This window comes from Kocuria sp. UBA5001, assembly GCF_002398425.1.
In the GTDB taxonomy this organism is placed as follows: Bacteria; Actinomycetota; Actinomycetes; order Actinomycetales; family Micrococcaceae; genus Kocuria; species Kocuria salsicia.
Genome location: NZ_DGYR01000016.1, coordinates 17,220 through 32,800 on the forward strand (window position 1 = coordinate 17,220; position 15,581 = coordinate 32,800).

Here is a 15,581-nt window from a genome sequence, read left to right on the forward strand (position 1 = left end):
CGCGCGTGTCCTCCCGTGACCGGCTCAGCCCCGCCAGAAGCTCGCAACCGCCACGTTCAGCGCCAACAGGTCCCCGGTGTGGACGAGCTCGCGAGCCGAGTGCATCGACAGCAGCCCCACGCCCACGTCCAGCGTGCGCATCCCCAGCCGGGTGGCCGTGATGGGTCCGATGGTCGAACCGCACGGGATGTCGTTGTTCGCCACGAACTCCTGGTAGTCGATCCCGGCGTCCTCGCAGATCCCGGCCCACAGCGCGGCACCCACGGCGTCCGTGGTGTAGCGCTGCTTCGCATTGATCTTCAGCAGGGGCCCGCGACCAGGTTCAGGCGTGTTGACCGGATCGTGGTGGCCTTCGTAGTTGGGGTGCACCAGGTGCCCGGCGTCCGAGGAGAGGCACACGGAGCCCGCGATCTCCCGCAGGTGCTCCTCCCGCGACTGCCCGCGGGCGGCCGCGATGCGTTCCAGGACGTCCTCGAGGAACGGTCCGCCCGCGCCCGAACGGGTCTCGGAGCCCACCTCCTCGTGGTCGAACGCTGCCAGGATGCTCACGTGCGGGGCGGCCTCGAGCTCCTCCACGTGCTCGGTCATGGCACGCAGTCCCGCGTACACCGAGGTCAGGTTGTCGAGCCGCCCGCTCGCGAGCAGGTTGGACTGCGCTCCGATGAGCTCGGGAGCCTGGGTGTCCGCCACGGTGATGTCGTAGCCCAGAATGTCCTCGGGCGCCACAGTCCCAAACGCCTGGTCACCGGCCGACGACGACGCGTGCGTGGCCTGCGCGAGCACCGCCAGCACGTCCGCGTCCTGCGCGTCCCCCACGCCCCACACGGGCTGGGTGTGGCGCTGCTTGTCGAGGGTGAGGGCCTCGTTGGCGCTGCGGTCCAGATGGATGGCCAGCTGCGGGATCCGGGCAACGGGCCCGGTGGCGCTCAGCACCTCGCGGGGCCCGTTCTCCCCTCGTACCACGAGACGCCCGGCAAAGCGCAGGTCCCGGTCCAGCCATGAGTTCAGCAGCGCGCCGCCGTAGACCTCCACCCCGGCCTGGTACCAGCGGTGGGAGACGGTGGTGGGGCGGGGCTTGAGCTTGAAGCCCGGCGAGTCGGTGTGGGCGCCCAGCACGCGGTAGCCCGCGCCGGCCGCGGCACGGGACGGCAGCACCCAGGCGATCAGGGCGCCATCGCGCACCGCGTAGTAGCGGCCCCCCGAGCCTTCCGGCCAGGCCTCGGCCTCCGAGAGGCGCGTGAACCCGGCGCCCTCCAGCGCGGCGGCGGCCGTGGCGACGGCGTGGAACGGGCTGGGCGAGGCGGTGACGTACTCCCCCAGACCACGCGCGAAGGCGGTCTCCGGGGCGGAGCCCGTCGCGGCGTCGGCGGCGGACGGGGAGCTCACGGGCGATCTATTCGTCATGGACCCCAGTGTAGGAGGGGCTCTCCGGGCGGCCCCGGTCCGCCGGGGGCGCCAGCTGCGGCTGCCCCTGCGAGGTGCGCGTGTCCAGCACGCCCACGTAGCGCCCCTCGGCGTCGCGGACCGAGTAGGGGCCGTACTGCGGCGGCAGCGTCATGTAGGTCTGGGTGATGGGGTTGAGCACGTAGGCGGCCATGCCCGAGGAGTCCGCGGCGATCGCCGCGGGGCGGGCGTGCAGGTCGGGCATGCGCGGCGGTGCCGGCGGCGGAGGGAGGATCACGGTGCGCGTCACGGCCAGCGCCGGGCGACGGCGCACGAGCCAGAACACGATCGCCAGGTACGCGCCGTTGAGGATGACCTCGAAGACCACGTCCGAGGGGCTGCCGGAGGTCTCGTTCATGTCCGCGAGACCGACCATGCCCATGGCGGTGACCACCATGTTGTTCACCGTGTGCAGTGCGATCCCGGCCTCCAGGCCGCCCGTGCGCCACGTGACGACGCCCATGGTCACGGCCATGATGCCCACGGAGACCTGACCCCACACGTCGTAGGTGTGGCCGAGCACGAACAGCGGCACCGGAAGGAGGATGGCCCAGGCCGGGTGCTTGAGCCAGCGGCCGATGGTCTGCGCCAGATAGCCGCGGAAGACCAGCTCCTCGGCGGTGCACTGCAGGGGCACCACCACGAGCCACAGCACCACGAGCCACCCGAAGCCCGGTGCCAGTTCGAGCTGCGGGACGCCGCCGCCGGTGGTCATGTCCAGACCGATCCCCACGGCGTTGACCACCACGTACACGGCCGCCGCGGCCCCGAGGCACGTGAGCAGCCACCTCCAGCGGATGCGTCCGGCCACGGAGAAGACCAGGCCCAGCGGGCGGGGGCCGAGCACCAGGCGTGCCAGCAGCACGCTGGGCAGCATCAGCGCCACGGAGCCGAAGAGCAGCAGGAACACTGCCGGGTCCATCTGGTCCATCGCCAGGATGTCCTCGGACAGGGATTCCGGGAGGGTGAACGCGATGACGATCCCGAACAGGATGCTCAGCACCAGGTAGATGCCCACCCCTATGACACCCTCCACGAGGGGCATCCACCAGCGGTGGTTGCGGTCCGCGAGCGCGAGCCGGTGGTAGAAGAACGTGCGGGTGGTGCCCGCGCTGATGGGACCAGGGGCTGAGACCGGGCCGGGGACGTGGCGGCCGTCGGACGGCCGCGCCAGGCCTTGCACGCCCGGGTTCTGCACGCCGGGAACTCGCACGCCGGGGTCCCTGCGGCGGGGCTGCTCACCCTGCTGCGGGGGTGTCGGGCGGGACCACGGGGCACTCGGCTGACTCATGCGTCCACGGTAACGGGTCTGCGGGTCAGCGCTGGTAGCGCTCCACGAAGGCGCGCAGGATCCGGGGCGCCTGGTTCACCACGGGTCCGTTGACCACGCGATCGATCACGGCCTGGGTGTCCTGGGGACGGAAGTAGCCAAGGTCCTTGTACGCCATGATGCGGCTGACGAGTCCCTCGGGGTCCAGCTCCGGGTGGAACTGCGTGGCGTAGAGGTTGTTCCTGATCCGGTACATCTGCACCCTGCACACGGAGCCCGTGGCGAGCAGCACAGCATTGGACGGCATCACCCGTGTGCCCTCCTTGTGGCCCACGTACGCGCTGAACTCGTGCGGCAGCCCGGCGAGCAGCGGGTCCTTCTTCCCCTCCTCGGTGAGGGTCACGGTGACGGGTCCTACGTCCTCGTGGCACGCGTGGTCCACGATGGCGCCCTGGTGGATGCCGAGGGTTCCCACGCCGTAGCACGCTCCGAGGAAGGGGAAGTCGCGGGCCACCACCTCGTCCAGCAGGGAGCTGATCCAGGTCTCCGCGGTGCGCTGCGCCTTGGACTTCTCCTCCGGCGGGTCCGACGAGTTGAACGGCGAGCCGCCCACGATGATCCCGCTGTACTCGTCCAGGTCCAGCGCGGGCCACTGCCCGGACTCCAGCCGGATGCGGGTGAGCTGGGATTCCTCGAGCCCCCCGAAGCGGGCCACGGCACGGTATTCCTCGTCCGCAATGGTGTCGTCGGCGCGCGTGGCCAGGAGCACGAAGGGTTTCATGCCCTCATGCTAGCCACCGCGCGGCAGCGCCGGGGACGACGCCACCCGGGCACCCGCCTGCACCCCGTGACCGAGGGTGCGGGCAAGCAGCTGGCCCCCTTCTACGACACGCCGATGGTCTATCACCCGCTGTCCACGCTGCTGCTGGCCGGGGTGCGGGAGATCCTGGTGATCACCACCCCGCACGACGCCGAGCGGCTCGAGGACGGGCCACGGTTCGGCATGTGGACCACGTACGCGCAGCATCCGCGTCCGGACGGTCTCGCGCGGGCGTTGCTCCTGGGCACGGAGCACATCGGCGGCTACCGCGCCGTCGATTTTGCCTGCACTCCCTCGCCGCTGACACCTCACCGCGCGCACGTGCGCGGTCACGACGGCGGCACCACCGCGTCCCGTGGGGCGCTCAGCGCGCGGAGGCGAACTGCGCCGAGAGCCGCTGGGCGGCGTCGCGCAGGAGGGGAACGGCACGCTCGCCGAACCCCCAGTCCACCCGCGTGGTGGGACCCGAGACCGAGATGGCCGTGGGCGTGGGGGCGTTGGGCAGGACCATGGAGAAGCAGCGCACGCCGATCTCCTGCTCCTCGTCGTCCACGGCGTAGCCGCGCTCCCGGATCACCTCGAGGTCCGCGAGCAGGGACTCCACGGTGCCGTGGCTCTTCACGGTGGGGGTGGGCATGCCCATGGACGTCACGATGCTCAGAACCTGCTGCTCCGGCAGGGCTGCCAGGATCGCCTTGCCCACCCCGGTGTCGTGCATGTGGGCCCGGCGGCCCACCTCCGTGAACATCCGCATGGAGTGGGAGGACTGTGCCTGACCCACGTAGATGACCATCTGCCCGTCCAGCATCGCCATGTTCGCGGACTCCCCCAGCTCGTCCACGAGCCCCTGCAGCACGGGCTGCGCGTAGGTGCCGAGCTGCAGCCCGGCCGCGTTGCCCAGCCGGATGAGCCCCGGGCCGAGCGCGTAGCTGCGGTTGGGAAGCTGGCGCACGTAGCCCAACGGGATGAGCGTGCGCAGCAGTCGGTGGATGGTGGGCAGCGGCAGTTCGGCCCGGGAGGCGAGCTCGCTGAGCGAGGACTCTCCGCCGGAGGCGGTGATGATGCTGAGCAGGTCGAAGACCCGCTCCACGGACCGGACCCCGCCCGCGCTCCTGCCGTCCACCATGCGTGTGCTCCCTCTGCTTGCTGAGTTGGGCTGACCGCCGGGTCGGCCGGGTCACCGGCTCGCAGGGGTGCCGCGACGCCCCCGGGAGATGCCCTCAAGAACCGACCGCACTGTGTGAGCCAGGACTCAATTGGCGGTTGTCATGCGTCACATTCTACGCCTACGATGCCGTTAGTGGAATTATTTTTCCACCATGCGGATTTTTAATGGCGCAGCGCCCGCTGCCCTGGCACGACCGACTGCACCGACATCCAGGAGGCAACCCATGAGCATCACCCACACGACGCCCGAGAACGTGGCCGCCGCGGACCAGATCCTCTCGGACGAGGCCCTCGCGTTCGTCGAGGCCCTGCACCAGAAGTTCGGGGACCGCCGCGAGGAGCTGCTCGGCAAGCGCGAGACCGTGCGCCGCCAGGCCGCCGAGACCGGGACCATGAACTTCCTCCCCGAGACCAGTGAGGTCCGCGAGGGCGACTGGAAGGTCGCGCCGGCACCCGCCGCCCTGCAGGACCGGCGCGTGGAGATGACCGGACCGGCATCGCCCGCGAAGATGGCGATCAACGCCCTGAACTCCGGCGCCAAGGTGTGGCTCGCGGACCTCGAGGACGCCGCCTCCCCCAGCTGGGCCAACCAGGTGGACGCGATCGCCAACCTGCGCGACGCCGCCCGCGGAACCCTGGGTTTCACCTCCCCGGAGGGCAAGGAGTACAAGCTCCGCGAGGACGTGCCTTTGGCCGTGGTGGTCATGCGACCGCGCGGTTGGCACCTGCCCGAGTACAACATCACGGTGGATGGCAAGACCGGCTCCGGTTCTCTCACAGACTTCGGGCTGCACTTCTTCCACACGGCCAAGCAGCTGATCGAGAACGGTCAGGGGCCCTACTACTACCTGCCCAAGATGGAGTCCTACCTGGAGGCGCGGCTGTGGAACGACGTGTTCACGTTCGCGGAGGAGTACCTGGGCATCGAGCACGGCACCGTGCGCGCCACCGTGCTGATCGAGACCATTCCCGCCGCGTTCCAGATGGACGAGATCCTCTACGAGTTGCGGGACCACGCCTCCGGGCTCAATGCCGGGCGCTGGGACTACCTGTTCTCGATCATCAAGTACTTCCGTGACGCCGGCGAGAAGTTCATCCTGGCGGACCGCTCAGCCGTGACGATGACCGCTCCCCTGATGCGCGCGTACACGGACCTGCTGGTGCAGACGTGCCACAAGCGCGGCGCCTTCGCGATGGGCGGCATGGCCGCGTTCATCCCCTCCCGCAAGGACGAGGAGATCAACAAGGCCGCGTTCGAGAAGGTCCGCAACGACAAGACCCGCGAGGCCGGGGACGGCTTCGACGGTTCGTGGGTGGCCCACCCGGACCTGGTGCCCGTGTGCCAGGAGGTCTTCGACGGCGTGCTCGGCGAGAAGCCCAACCAGGTGGACCACCAGCGCCCCGACGTGGACGTGACCGCCGAGATGCTGCTGGACGTGCCCTCTGCGGGGGACCAGCGCACAGAGAAGGAGCTCAACGCCAACCTGTACGTGGCCATCCGCTACGTGGCGGTGTGGCTGTCCGGCAGCGGCGCGGTGGCCATCCACAACCTCATGGAGGACGCCGCCACCGCGGAGATCTCCCGCTCGCAGATCTGGCAGCAGATCAAGAACGGCGTGGTCTACACGGACACCGGCAACACCGCCACGCGCGAGCTCGTCTCCGACGCACTGGACACTCAGCTCGAGGTGCTGCGCGGTGAGATCGACCAGGAGAACTACGAGAAGTGGTTCGTGCCCGCCGGGCGGCTCATCTCGGACATGGTGCTCAGGGAGGACTACCCGAACTTCCTCACGCTGTCCGCGTATGACCTCTTGGAAGGCAGCAAGTGACCCAACCGGCCCACGCCGCTCACGCGTCCCCCGCCACGACCGCCCCGCGCGGCGCGGCGGGGGACGCCCCCGTTCTCTCCGAGGGCTCTATGCCCCGCGCGGACCTGCGCCACGACATGCACCTGACCATCGTGACGTTCCTCCCCGGCGGGGTCATCCCCTTCGCGGAGACCCACGTGATGGAGCCCGGGCCCCACATCCTCGAGGGCCAGGCCGTGTACCGGCTCCACGAGGACTGGTGTGAGGTCCAGGAGAGCGATTTCATGTGGTCGCACGGCCATGGTGCGCGAGGCATCTTGCTGCCTGCGTTTGAGGCGCACCACGACGCGGCTTGCCGCGTGAGGAGAAACGATGACGCCCCCACGAAAAATTGCCGGTACCCCAGCCGGCGTGGCCTTTCGCATCGCCGCCGTCGTGGCGTACGGCGGGATTCGGCTGGCTGCGAGGAGAGCCTCTGCGGCAGGACGGGCAGGTTCCCCGCGCGGACCCGTTTCCAAGAATCACCCGGAGGCTTGAGGCCGCCCTCGTGGCGCTCACGTGTTCCGAGCGCGAGGTGTCTCTGGCGATCCCTGATTCCCTGGCCAGACGAGGACGGCGCCCCGGGCCGTCATGGCCTGGAGCGCCGTCGTCGCAGTTCGGAACCTCAGATCGTCTTGGCGTCGATCACGAAGCGGTAGCGGACGTCCGAGCCGACCACGCGGTCGTAGGCGTCGTTGATCTCGTCCGCCTTGATGAGCTCGATCTCCGCGGTGACGCCGTGTTCGGCACAGAAGTCCAGCATCTCCTGGGTCTCGCGGATGCCGCCGATGTTGGAGCCCGTGAGGGACTTGCGACCGCCGATGAGCGAACCCGCACTGACCTCCAGGGCCTCGGTGGGCAGACCCAGCAGCACCATGGCGCCGTGGGGGCGCAGGGTGGCCATGAACTCCTGCACGTCGATGTGCGCGGACACGGTGTTGATGATGACGTCGAACTCGCCCTTGTGCTCCTTCAGGGCCTCCGGGTCCTCCTTGCGGGCGATCCAGTTCGTGGCGCCGAATCGCCGGCCGTCCTCCTCCTTGGAGCGGGTCTGGCTGATCACGGTGACCTCGGCCCCCATGGCGGCGGCGAGCTTCACGGCCACGTGGCCCAGCCCGCCCATGCCCACCACAGCCACCTTGGAGCCCTCGGTCACGCCCCAGGTGCGCAACGGGGAGTAGGTGGTGATGCCCGCGCACAGCAGCGGCGTGGTGGCCGCCGGGTCGAGGCTCTCGGGGATGTGGAGGGCGAACGCCTCGGAGACGATGATCTCGGTGGAGTACCCGCCGTCGGTGGGGCGGCCGTCGAAACGGTCCTTGCCGTTGTAGGTGCCCACGGCCTGGGGGCAGTTGTTCTCCTCGCCCTTCAGGCACCACTCGCACTCGCGGCACGAGTCCACCAGGCAGCCCACTCCGGCGCGCTCCCCCACGGTGAACTTCCGCACCTCGGAACCGACCTCGGTGACGCGGCCGATGATCTCGTGTCCCGGAACCATGGGGAACTCGATGGGCCCCCACTCCTCGCGCACGGTGTGGATGTCCGAGTGGCAGATCCCGGCGAACTCGATCTCGATGCGGATGTCGTCCGGGCGCAGGTCCCGCCGCTCGACGGTCCCCTTCTCGAGCGGGGCACCGGAGGCAACGGCCTGATAGGCAGCAACGTTGGTAGTCATGGCGGGTGACTGTAGTCCCTCGGTGCTCCGGTGTCACACTGGAGCACCGAGGAATACTCACGGGCCCGGTGGGTTTGTTACTGATAAGTATAAGTACCCGATGCGACTTCCAGGAGATCCCATGTCCCGCATTGTCAACGCACTGCAGTCACTGAGCGCGCCCGCTCCCAAGCCCACCACTGCGCAGAACGTCGCCCGCCTGGGGCTCGGGGCGTTCATGTCCACCGCGGGGATCTCCCACCTGACCTTTGCCCGCGAGGACTTCCAGGCACAGGTTCCCGACTGGTTCCCTGTGGACAAAGACACGGTGGTGCTCGCCTCCGGGGTGATGGAGATTGCGTTCGGTGCGGCACTGTTCGCACTGCCGAAGCAGCGCGCCGCCGTGGGCGCCGGGCTGGCCGCGTTCTATGCCGCAATCTTCCCCGGCAACATCAGCCAGTACGCCGAACGGCACGACGCCTTCGGCCTGGACACCGATGGCAGGCGACTGGCCCGCCTGTTTGGGCAGCCGGCCCTGATCGCGGCAGCCCTGTTGGCCGGAGGCTTCCCCCGCAAGTAGTCGGAAGCCCGGGACGCGAGCCGGCCTCACCGCCCGAACCGGAAACCCTTGAGGTCCTTCGGCAGAGGGCTCGTGTACGTGCGGACCTTGGAGGTCCTCAGCCGCAGCCGCACGAGCGACTGCGCCACGCTGACCGCGGCAGCCACGCCATCCACCACGGGCACGCCGCACCGCTGGTGCACGGCGCCCTCAAGGGCGGCCATCCCGCCACAGCCAAGGACAGCCACCTCGGCGCGGTCCTGTTCGACGGCCCGCTGCGCCTCAGCGACGATCGTCTCGACCGCCGCGTTCTCATCCCGCTCCAGGTCCGGCACGGAGGTGCTCGACGCCCGCACGGATGCGCAGCGTTCCATCAGCCCGGCCAGCCGCAACCGGTCCTCGATCAGCGGCACGGTGCAGTCCAGGGTGGTCACTCCCGGTGTATCTGCGCCCCACGAAGGTGGCGATGTAAGCGGCCGGCTCGGGATGTCCACGACGGGCCGATCGAGGAGCTTTTGCAGACCTTCCCGCCGGTGCTCGCCGAACCTGGCCTGGATCACGGGGTTGAAGGGTTGGTCACAGGTCAGCACCGCGTCCATCACCCCCACCGCGGCGAGGTAGGACTGCACGTTCCCTTCGCACGACGGCGCGCCGAATGTGGGCGTGAGCCCCACGATCTCCACGCCGGGCTCGGCCACGGCGCGCGGGGCCTCCGCAATGGACGCGGTCACGGACGGTGTGGCGTTCACGTTGACGGTCAGGATGCGCCTGGTGGGTCCTTCGGGTGGCCGGGGATCGGGTGGCACGACGACGCCGGGCTCCACCCTGCGGGGCGAGCGGGAGGCAGCCCGCGGCGGCGGCGTCGGCCGCGATCTCGTGCGAGACGCAGGGTCGGTGCGAAGTGGCGGCCACGGTGGCCTCACCGTGCTGGTCGGTGTACTCGAGCTCGCGCTCGGCGGTGACGAGGTAGCCCAGGGCGCCCAGGCCGGCCCCGATGAACCACGAGAACGCGCTGGTGGCCTGAAGACGGGCAGCAGGGCGAGCGCCAGAGAGACCGGTGCTGCGGGGATGAACGCCCCGATTGCCCGGGGGTCACGCCGCCGCGGTAGACGTACTCGCCGTGGTGGGTGTCCGTGGAGACCCCGGGGCACGTTCACGCTGGAGCGGCGGATCAGCCGGTAGTCCACCATGCTGATCCCAAAGAGCGACCCGAGCAGCGGCGCCCAACCCACCCAGGAAGCACACGATCACCACGGGCGAGGTGTAGAGGTTCCACGGCAGGATCAGCAGCGCCAGGGACGCGAGCACCTGCAGCGCGCCCGCACCCAGGACCGTGAGCACCTGCCACGCACCGAGTCCGAGGGCGAAGAGGCCGATGGCGAAGCCGTAGTTGCCCGGGGAGTGCAGGTCGTTGCCCCTCATGGTGAAGATGCTCTGCGCGCTCCATGTGCGCCCGTAACGGCTGGTGGGTGCGAGGTCCACGTTGTAGAGCCTCTCGCTCGTGCCCGAGCGCGGCTCGTGGGCGACGTCGGGCGGTGCGTGCGGGCGCCCGGGCTCGGGGCGACCGGCCGCCTGCTCCGTGGTGCGGGGGAAGTCCTGGAGGAAACCGTGAGAGGACGTCGCCCCGTCCAGCTCTCAAATCCCACACCAAGGGTTGACGCGCATCACATCGGTCGATAATTTTTCATTCATCAGAACTCAAATTCCATATCATGGAATCAAAGCGAAAAACGGGCGGCCGCGCCACCGCCCCGGAGAGGGCCCACCGTGCGGTACACCGTGAACGCCTCGATCATGCTGACCGACCTGCCCGTGCTGGAGCGCCCCGCCGCCGTGGCGCGCGCAGGCTTCTCCGCGGTCGAGTTCTGGTGGCCGTTCCCCGCCACCACCCCGTCCGAGAGGGAGATCGAGGACTTCGCCCGGTCGCTGGAGGACGCGAACGTCCAGCTCACGGGCCTGAACTTCTTTGCCGGGGACATGCCTGCCGGTGAGCGGGGAGTCCTCTCCCACCCCACGCGCACGGATGAGTTCCGGCGAGGCGTGGACTCCCTGGTACGCGTGGCCCAGGCCACGGGCTGCCGGGCCTTCAACGCCCTCCACGGCAACCGCCTGCCGGACGTGCCCGTGGCCGACCAGGACGACGCCGCCGTCGAGAACCTCCGGTACGCCGCGGACGCGGTGGCGGTCTTCGGCGGGACGGTCCTGGTGGAACCGCTCTCCGGCGCCTCGACGTATCCTCTGCGCACCGCCGCGGACGTCATGGCCGTGCTCGACCGCGTGGACTGCCCGAACGTGAAGCTGCTCGCGGACTTCTACCACCTGGCGGTCAACGGGGAGGACGTCGAGGCCCTGATCGAACGGCACGCCGCGGAGTTCGGGCACATCCAGCTCGCGGATGCGCCCGGCCGCCACGAGCCGGGCACGGGCGATCTGCCGCTGCTCCGGTGGGTGGCCCGGGCCCACGAGCGCGGCTACCACGGACCGGTGGCGCTGGAGTACGTCCCCTCCCAGGACGACCCCTTCGCGTGGCTCCCCCGCGACCGGCGCGCGTGAGGCCGCACGCCTGTTCGGCACACCGACGCCGCACAGCTGCGCACCGCGCGGCCGGGCCCCGAGCAGGCGGGCACGCCGGGCGGGCGGGCACACTGGGCGGGTGCCACGTGAACAGGTGCCGAGCGAGCGGGCCCCGAGCGGGCGGCGTCGTGCTGGAATGGTCCTGGAACCGGACATCCGCAGAAGGAGGAGACCGTGCGCGTCGTCGTGGCACCGGACAAGTTCAAGGGGTCGGTGACCGCCCACGAGGCGGCGGCCGAGCTTGCGGCGGGCATTGCCGAGGTGCGCCCGGACGCCGTCGTGGAGGTTCTGCCGGTCGCCGACGGCGGGGAGGGGACGCTCGACGCCGCCCTGGACGCGGGCTTCGAGCGCCACGACCTCACCGTCACCGGACCCGCGGGAAGTCCCGTCCCCGCCGCGTGGGGTCGACGCGGGGACGAGGCCGTGGTGGAGATGTCCTTGGCCTCGGGCCTCGCTGTCCTCCCCATCCAGGACGGCCGCCCCGTGCTCGCACCCCGCACCGCCACGAGCCGCGGCACGGGCGAGCTCGTGGCCGCCGCGCTCGATGCCGGCTGCACCCGCGTGCTGCTCGGCGTGGGCGGCAGCGCGACCACTGACGGCGGCGCGGGGATGCTCGCCGCGCTGGGGCTGCGCCTGCTGGACCTGGACGGCCGCGACCTGCCCCCTGGCGGCGCGGCGCTCGCGGAGTTGCGTCACGTGGACGCCGCACAGCTGCACCCACGCATCCGGGACGTCGAGTTCGTGCTTGCCGCGGACGTCGACAACCCTCTGCTCGGCCTGCGCGGTGCCGCCACGGTCTTCGGCCCGCAGAAGGGCGCCTCCGAACAGGACGTCCTGGACCTCGACGCCGCCCTGGCCGTGTTCCGCGACCGCCTCGCGGACGCGCTCGGCGAACCGGCCCGCCAGGCCGCGGACGCACCCGGCGCGGGGGCTGCGGGCGGCGTCGGCTACGCGGCACTCGCGGTGCTGGGCGCGGAACGCAGGCCGGGGATCGACGTCGTGCTGGACCTCGTGGGGCTCGACGTCGCCGTGGCCGGCGCGGACCTGCTGCTCACCGGCGAGGGCAGCCTGGACGAGCAGAGTCTCGGCGGGAAGACGCCGCTGGGCGTGCTGCACGTGGGGCGGCGCCACGGCGTGCCCGTGGTGGCCGTGTGCGGACGCACCACCCTGGATTCCGCGACACTTCGCGAGGCGGGGTTCACCGCCGTCCACGAACTGCGCGCGCTTGCAGCGGACCCAGAAACGTCGATGCGAGGGGCACCCCGCCTGCTCCGTGAGGTCGGTCGCCGCATCGCCTCGCAGTGACGGAGCCTTCCACTTCCACGGGCACTCGAGGACGAGCCGCCCCTCACGCACCGCACCGCCCGGCCACGAGCGCCGGAACGCGCCAGCGGAAGGGCACCCCTTCCACGAATGCCTCCCCGCAGCACGGTTCACGTCAGAGGAAGACCCCGGAGTCCACCCGGGACAAGACCCCCCAGCCCGGGGCGGCCGCAGACCCCGAGGTCGACGAGGAGCGCGCAAAGAAGCGGGTGCGGGCCACGGCGGACCAGGCGCATGCCCCTGAACTCCGTGACCGCCACCGTGAACGTGCCCGCCCTGGAGTACGAGCGGCTGTTCACGGCGCAGAACGCGTTCGTGGACATCGGCTTCCGGGGCGGCGCCGTCCCCGGCAACAAGGAAGGACCTGCGCCCCCGCACGATGACGGCGTGTCCGGCTTCAAGTGCTTCCTGCTGCACTCCGGGGGTGGAGGAGTTCCTCCACCTGGAGGCGGACGAGATGGCGGAGGCGCTCGCGGAGAACGTCGGGCGCACCCGCTGGACCGGTGGGCGCTCGCACATCCTGCACCCGTCCTCCTCGGACGCCATCCCCATGATCCGCTCCGCGAAGAACGACGGCCTGGACATCACCGTGGAGACCCGCCACCACTACCTCACACTGCTCGCGGAGGAGATCCCGGACGGCGCCACTGCGGGCAAGTGCTGCCCACCCGTGCGCGAAGTCTCCACCCGGGAGATGCTGTGGAGGGGCTGGTGAACGGCACCGTCGACGACATCGTCGCGGACCGCTCCCCCTCCACGCTCGAGCTCAAGGACCAGGGCAACGGGGACTTCGAGGTCGCGTGGGGCGGGGTGTCCTCGCTGCAGCTGGGGGTGTCCCTGATCTGGACCGAGGCACGACGCGGACATGGCCGTCTTCGCCCCGGACGAGGGCCAAGTGGTGGACGCCGAGCGACTGAACCACGAGAACCCCATCACCCCCCCCCCACCAGGGCACGGTGCTCTCCGGGAAGGTCCGCAAGACCTTCGTGGGCGGGCACGAGGCGGACTACGAGACACCCACCGGCCGCCTGATCTCGCGCGGCCAGGCCTGACGACGACCTGCCCCACCTTTGTGACGGCGGGACACCGCACCGTCTGCCCGCCGTGCTGATCGTGCGTTCAGGACGACGGCGCTATCTGGCCTGCCAGGGGGTCACGAAGTCATTCGCGGGTCGTCCCTCGACCGCCGCGAGCAGCTCCGCGGCCTGTGCGCCGTCGATCTCCTCGCGGATGATGTCGGCGTGCCCCGCGTGCCGGGCAAACTCCTCCACATGGTGGACGTAGAGGTATCGCAACTTCGCCGGGCGTGCTTCAGTCATGCCCACCCAGGGCATGGGGCCCACTGGCAGCTCCGCGTCGAGCTCACCGTCACGGCACATCCTCATGTATTCGCCACGAACCTCGTCGAAGGTCTCCAGCAGCGTCACGATGTCCTCGTCGTCCGACGGCGTGAAGCTCGCGAAGAACGCCTCGAACGGCTGGTCGTGCTCGTGGCGTCCCGCCCCGGAGAGCGACTGCTTCATGCAGTAGACGACGTGCTTGGTGATCCCACTGATGCTCAAGGTGCTGCGCCGGGGAGCGCGACGAGCCTGGTCGTCGTCGAGACCGTAGGAGCTGGCTCGGATGGCATCGAGCTGAACGTCCAGGTAGTTGCAGAGCGTGGCACGCTCGTTGTCGATCTGGGGCAGGTACACGATGATGTCCTCTCGGGGTCAGCGGGCGCTGTCACGACCATGACACCAGGCCCTGCGGACAGCTTCGGTCCGCTGCCTCCGCGAGAATGCAGACATGGCCGAAACCACTCAGCGCGTCCTTCGCCTGCTCGGGCTGCTGGAAGCTCGCACCACCTGGCAGGCGCACGAACTCGCCACCCGTCTGGAAGTGACGGAGCGCACCGTACGGAGGGATGTGACCAGGCTGCGGCAGCTGGGCTACCCGGTGGAAGCCGCACGAGGTCTGGACGGCGGGTACCGCCTGGGTGCCGGGCGCCGCCTCCCACCCCTGCTGCTCGATGACGACGAAGCAGTCGCCCTGGTTGCCTGCCTCCGCATGGGCGCGCTCTCTGGCACAGATGACGTGGGAGAAGCCGCTCTGCGCGCGCTGACGAAGCTTGACCAGCTTCTGCCTCCGCGACTGCACTCACTCGTCGCAGCCGTCGACGGGGCTACTCGAGCTCTCCCGCGCAACAGACCTGCCGTTGATCTCCACCTGCTGCAGCAACTGGCGACGGCACAGCGTGACCACATGTTGGTGCGTTTCGACTACCGCAAGCCCACCGGGGAGGTCAGCTCCCGGGAGGTGGAGCCGGTGCGACTCATGACCCAGGGGGAGCACTGGTATTTGCAGGGTTTCGACCGCGTGCGGGACGACTGGCGGGTGTTCCGCCTGGACCGGGTGACCAACCTCCGCGCCACGACCTGGCAGTTCGCGGTTCGTGAGGCGCCGCCGCTGGACTTCCGCCGTGATCTTGCCAGCCGCTACCCGTGCCGTGTCCGCGTGGAGATGGGCGTCGATGTGGAGAAAGCCACCGCCCGGATACCGGCCCCCTACCGGAGCCATCTGGAACCCACTGCTCGCGGCTGCCGTTTCCTGGTGGGCGCACCCGATTGGGACGACCTCGCATGGCACGTCCTGTGGGTCAGCCGAGACCTCAAAGCTCCTGTGACAGTCCTGGACGGGGCAGATGCGGATCCGTTCCGGGAGGCCATGGCACGCATCTCAGACCACGCGCGAGAGGCGAGTTAGGGGGTGCCGGCCGGGGCTGATCGCCGCGGGCGGTGTGAGGTCGATGGTTTGGGGCCCTCCGGTTGAGTTTCTCATCAGTCCGGGCGGACAGCGCTCAAGCAGAAGAGGTGACCCATCGGGTCGAGCATGACGCGCCACGGTTCGGGTGAGGGCTGGAAGGGGGCTTGACCCTTGATCTT

Annotated in this window: 13 protein-coding genes and 3 pseudogenes; 8 read left to right on the plus strand and 8 right to left on the minus strand. The window is 70.0% G+C overall.

What is annotated here, in order from left to right:
- Nucleotides 1–24: 24 nt before the first annotated feature.
- The 3 genes from B3G12_RS10200 to B3G12_RS10210 are packed head-to-tail and all read right to left on the minus strand — an operon-like array spanning nt 25 to nt 3,494.
- Complete coding sequence (locus B3G12_RS10200) at nt 25–1,404, minus strand: M18 family aminopeptidase (protein WP_145012458.1); 1,380 nt, start codon at nt 1,402–1,404, stop codon at nt 25–27.
- Complete coding sequence (locus B3G12_RS10205; protein WP_144943364.1) at nt 1,394–2,734, minus strand: CPBP family intramembrane glutamic endopeptidase; 1,341 nt, start codon at nt 2,732–2,734, stop codon at nt 1,394–1,396. Before B3G12_RS10205 ends, B3G12_RS10200 begins: the two co-directional genes overlap by 11 nt.
- A 25-nt stretch (nt 2,735–2,759) precedes the next feature.
- Nucleotides 2,760–3,494 (minus strand): glutamine amidotransferase, encoded by a 735-nt coding sequence (locus B3G12_RS10210; protein ID WP_144943365.1) that lies wholly within the window; start codon nt 3,492–3,494, stop codon nt 2,760–2,762.
- A gap of 6 nt (nt 3,495–3,500) precedes the next feature.
- Here B3G12_RS10210 and B3G12_RS10215 point away from each other — a divergent pair.
- Nucleotides 3,501–3,794 (plus strand): annotated as a pseudogene (locus B3G12_RS10215) (sugar phosphate nucleotidyltransferase); the annotation flags it as partial.
- Between the two features lie 103 nt (nt 3,795–3,897).
- Here the strand turns inward: B3G12_RS10215 and B3G12_RS10220 are convergent.
- Nucleotides 3,898–4,659: an IclR family transcriptional regulator gene (locus B3G12_RS10220; protein ID WP_414672749.1), complete on the minus strand. Its 762-nt coding sequence runs from the start codon at nt 4,657–4,659 to the stop codon at nt 3,898–3,900.
- A 265-nt stretch (nt 4,660–4,924) separates the two neighbouring features.
- Between B3G12_RS10220 and aceB the strand changes: the two genes are divergently transcribed.
- Entirely contained in the window at nt 4,925–6,532 is a 1,608-nt protein-coding gene (aceB, locus tag B3G12_RS10225; RefSeq protein WP_144943366.1) for a malate synthase A, read from the plus strand.
- Nucleotides 6,533–6,630: 98 nt separating this feature from the next.
- Nucleotides 6,631–6,801 (plus strand): annotated as a pseudogene (locus tag B3G12_RS10230) ((S)-ureidoglycine aminohydrolase); the annotation flags it as partial.
- A 374-nt stretch (nt 6,802–7,175) separates the two neighbouring features.
- On the opposite strand, the gene B3G12_RS10235 reads toward B3G12_RS10230, so the two are convergent.
- Complete coding sequence (locus tag B3G12_RS10235; protein WP_144943367.1) at nt 7,176–8,222, minus strand: NAD(P)-dependent alcohol dehydrogenase; 1,047 nt, start codon at nt 8,220–8,222, stop codon at nt 7,176–7,178.
- A gap of 121 nt (nt 8,223–8,343) precedes the next feature.
- On the opposite strand from B3G12_RS10235, the gene B3G12_RS10240 reads away from it, so the two are divergent.
- Nucleotides 8,344–8,781 (plus strand): DoxX family protein, encoded by a 438-nt coding sequence (locus tag B3G12_RS10240; protein WP_290500208.1) that lies wholly within the window; start codon nt 8,344–8,346, stop codon nt 8,779–8,781.
- 26 nt (nt 8,782–8,807) lie between these two features.
- Here B3G12_RS10240 and B3G12_RS10245 read toward each other — a convergent pair whose 3' ends face one another.
- Both B3G12_RS10245 and B3G12_RS10250 read right to left on the minus strand, forming a co-directional pair.
- Nucleotides 8,808–9,566 carry an aspartate/glutamate racemase family protein gene (locus tag B3G12_RS10245; protein WP_414672750.1) on the minus strand — a complete coding sequence of 253 codons (759 nt, stop codon included), beginning with the start codon at nt 9,564–9,566 and terminating at the stop codon, nt 8,808–8,810.
- A gap of 286 nt (nt 9,567–9,852) precedes the next feature.
- Nucleotides 9,853–10,242: a hypothetical protein gene (locus B3G12_RS10250; protein WP_290500211.1), complete on the minus strand. Its 390-nt coding sequence runs from the start codon at nt 10,240–10,242 to the stop codon at nt 9,853–9,855.
- A gap of 285 nt (nt 10,243–10,527) precedes the next feature.
- On the opposite strand from B3G12_RS10250, the gene B3G12_RS10255 reads away from it, so the two are divergent.
- The 3 genes and pseudogenes from B3G12_RS10255 to B3G12_RS10265 all read left to right on the plus strand — a co-directional run.
- The gene (locus B3G12_RS10255) at nt 10,528–11,313 is read left to right on the plus strand and encodes a hydroxypyruvate isomerase family protein (protein WP_145012463.1); all 786 of its coding nucleotides are present in this window, start codon (nt 10,528–10,530) and stop codon (nt 11,311–11,313) included.
- Nucleotides 11,314–11,508: 195 nt separating this feature from the next.
- On the plus strand, nt 11,509–12,639 hold the full coding sequence (locus B3G12_RS10260; RefSeq protein ID WP_290500213.1) for a glycerate kinase: 1,131 nt from the start codon (nt 11,509–11,511) through the stop codon (nt 12,637–12,639).
- 177 nt (nt 12,640–12,816) lie between these two features.
- Nucleotides 12,817–13,709, plus strand: a pseudogene (locus B3G12_RS10265) (allantoinase AllB); the annotation flags it as partial.
- An 81-nt stretch (nt 13,710–13,790) separates the two neighbouring features.
- On the opposite strand, the gene B3G12_RS10270 reads toward B3G12_RS10265, so the two are convergent.
- Entirely contained in the window at nt 13,791–14,351 is a 561-nt protein-coding gene (locus B3G12_RS10270; protein WP_144943373.1) for a DUF664 domain-containing protein, read from the minus strand.
- Nucleotides 14,352–14,445: 94 nt separating this feature from the next.
- Between B3G12_RS10270 and B3G12_RS10275 the strand changes: the two genes are divergently transcribed.
- On the plus strand, nt 14,446–15,402 hold the full coding sequence (locus tag B3G12_RS10275; RefSeq protein WP_290500214.1) for a helix-turn-helix transcriptional regulator: 957 nt from the start codon (nt 14,446–14,448) through the stop codon (nt 15,400–15,402).
- Nucleotides 15,403–15,581: the final 179 nt, after the last annotated feature.

Excerpts from the sequence above, each read along its gene's own strand:
- B3G12_RS10200 (WP_145012458.1), bottom strand. The coding sequence starts at position 1,404 with ATGACGAATAGATCGCCCGTGAGCTCCCCGTCCGCCGCCGACGCCGCG.
- B3G12_RS10210 (WP_144943365.1), bottom strand. The coding sequence starts at position 3,494 with ATGAAACCCTTCGTGCTCCTGGCCACGCGCGCCGACGACACCATTGCG.
- B3G12_RS10240 (WP_290500208.1), top strand. The coding sequence starts at position 8,344 with ATGTCCCGCATTGTCAACGCACTGCAGTCACTGAGCGCGCCCGCTCCC.
- B3G12_RS10205 (WP_144943364.1), bottom strand. The coding sequence starts at position 2,734 with ATGAGTCAGCCGAGTGCCCCGTGGTCCCGCCCGACACCCCCGCAGCAG.
- B3G12_RS10220 (WP_414672749.1), bottom strand. The coding sequence starts at position 4,659 with ATGGTGGACGGCAGGAGCGCGGGCGGGGTCCGGTCCGTGGAGCGGGTC.
- B3G12_RS10275 (WP_290500214.1), top strand. The coding sequence starts at position 14,446 with ATGGCCGAAACCACTCAGCGCGTCCTTCGCCTGCTCGGGCTGCTGGAA.
- B3G12_RS10235 (WP_144943367.1), bottom strand. The coding sequence starts at position 8,222 with ATGACTACCAACGTTGCTGCCTATCAGGCCGTTGCCTCCGGTGCCCCG.
- aceB (WP_144943366.1), top strand. The coding sequence starts at position 4,925 with ATGAGCATCACCCACACGACGCCCGAGAACGTGGCCGCCGCGGACCAG.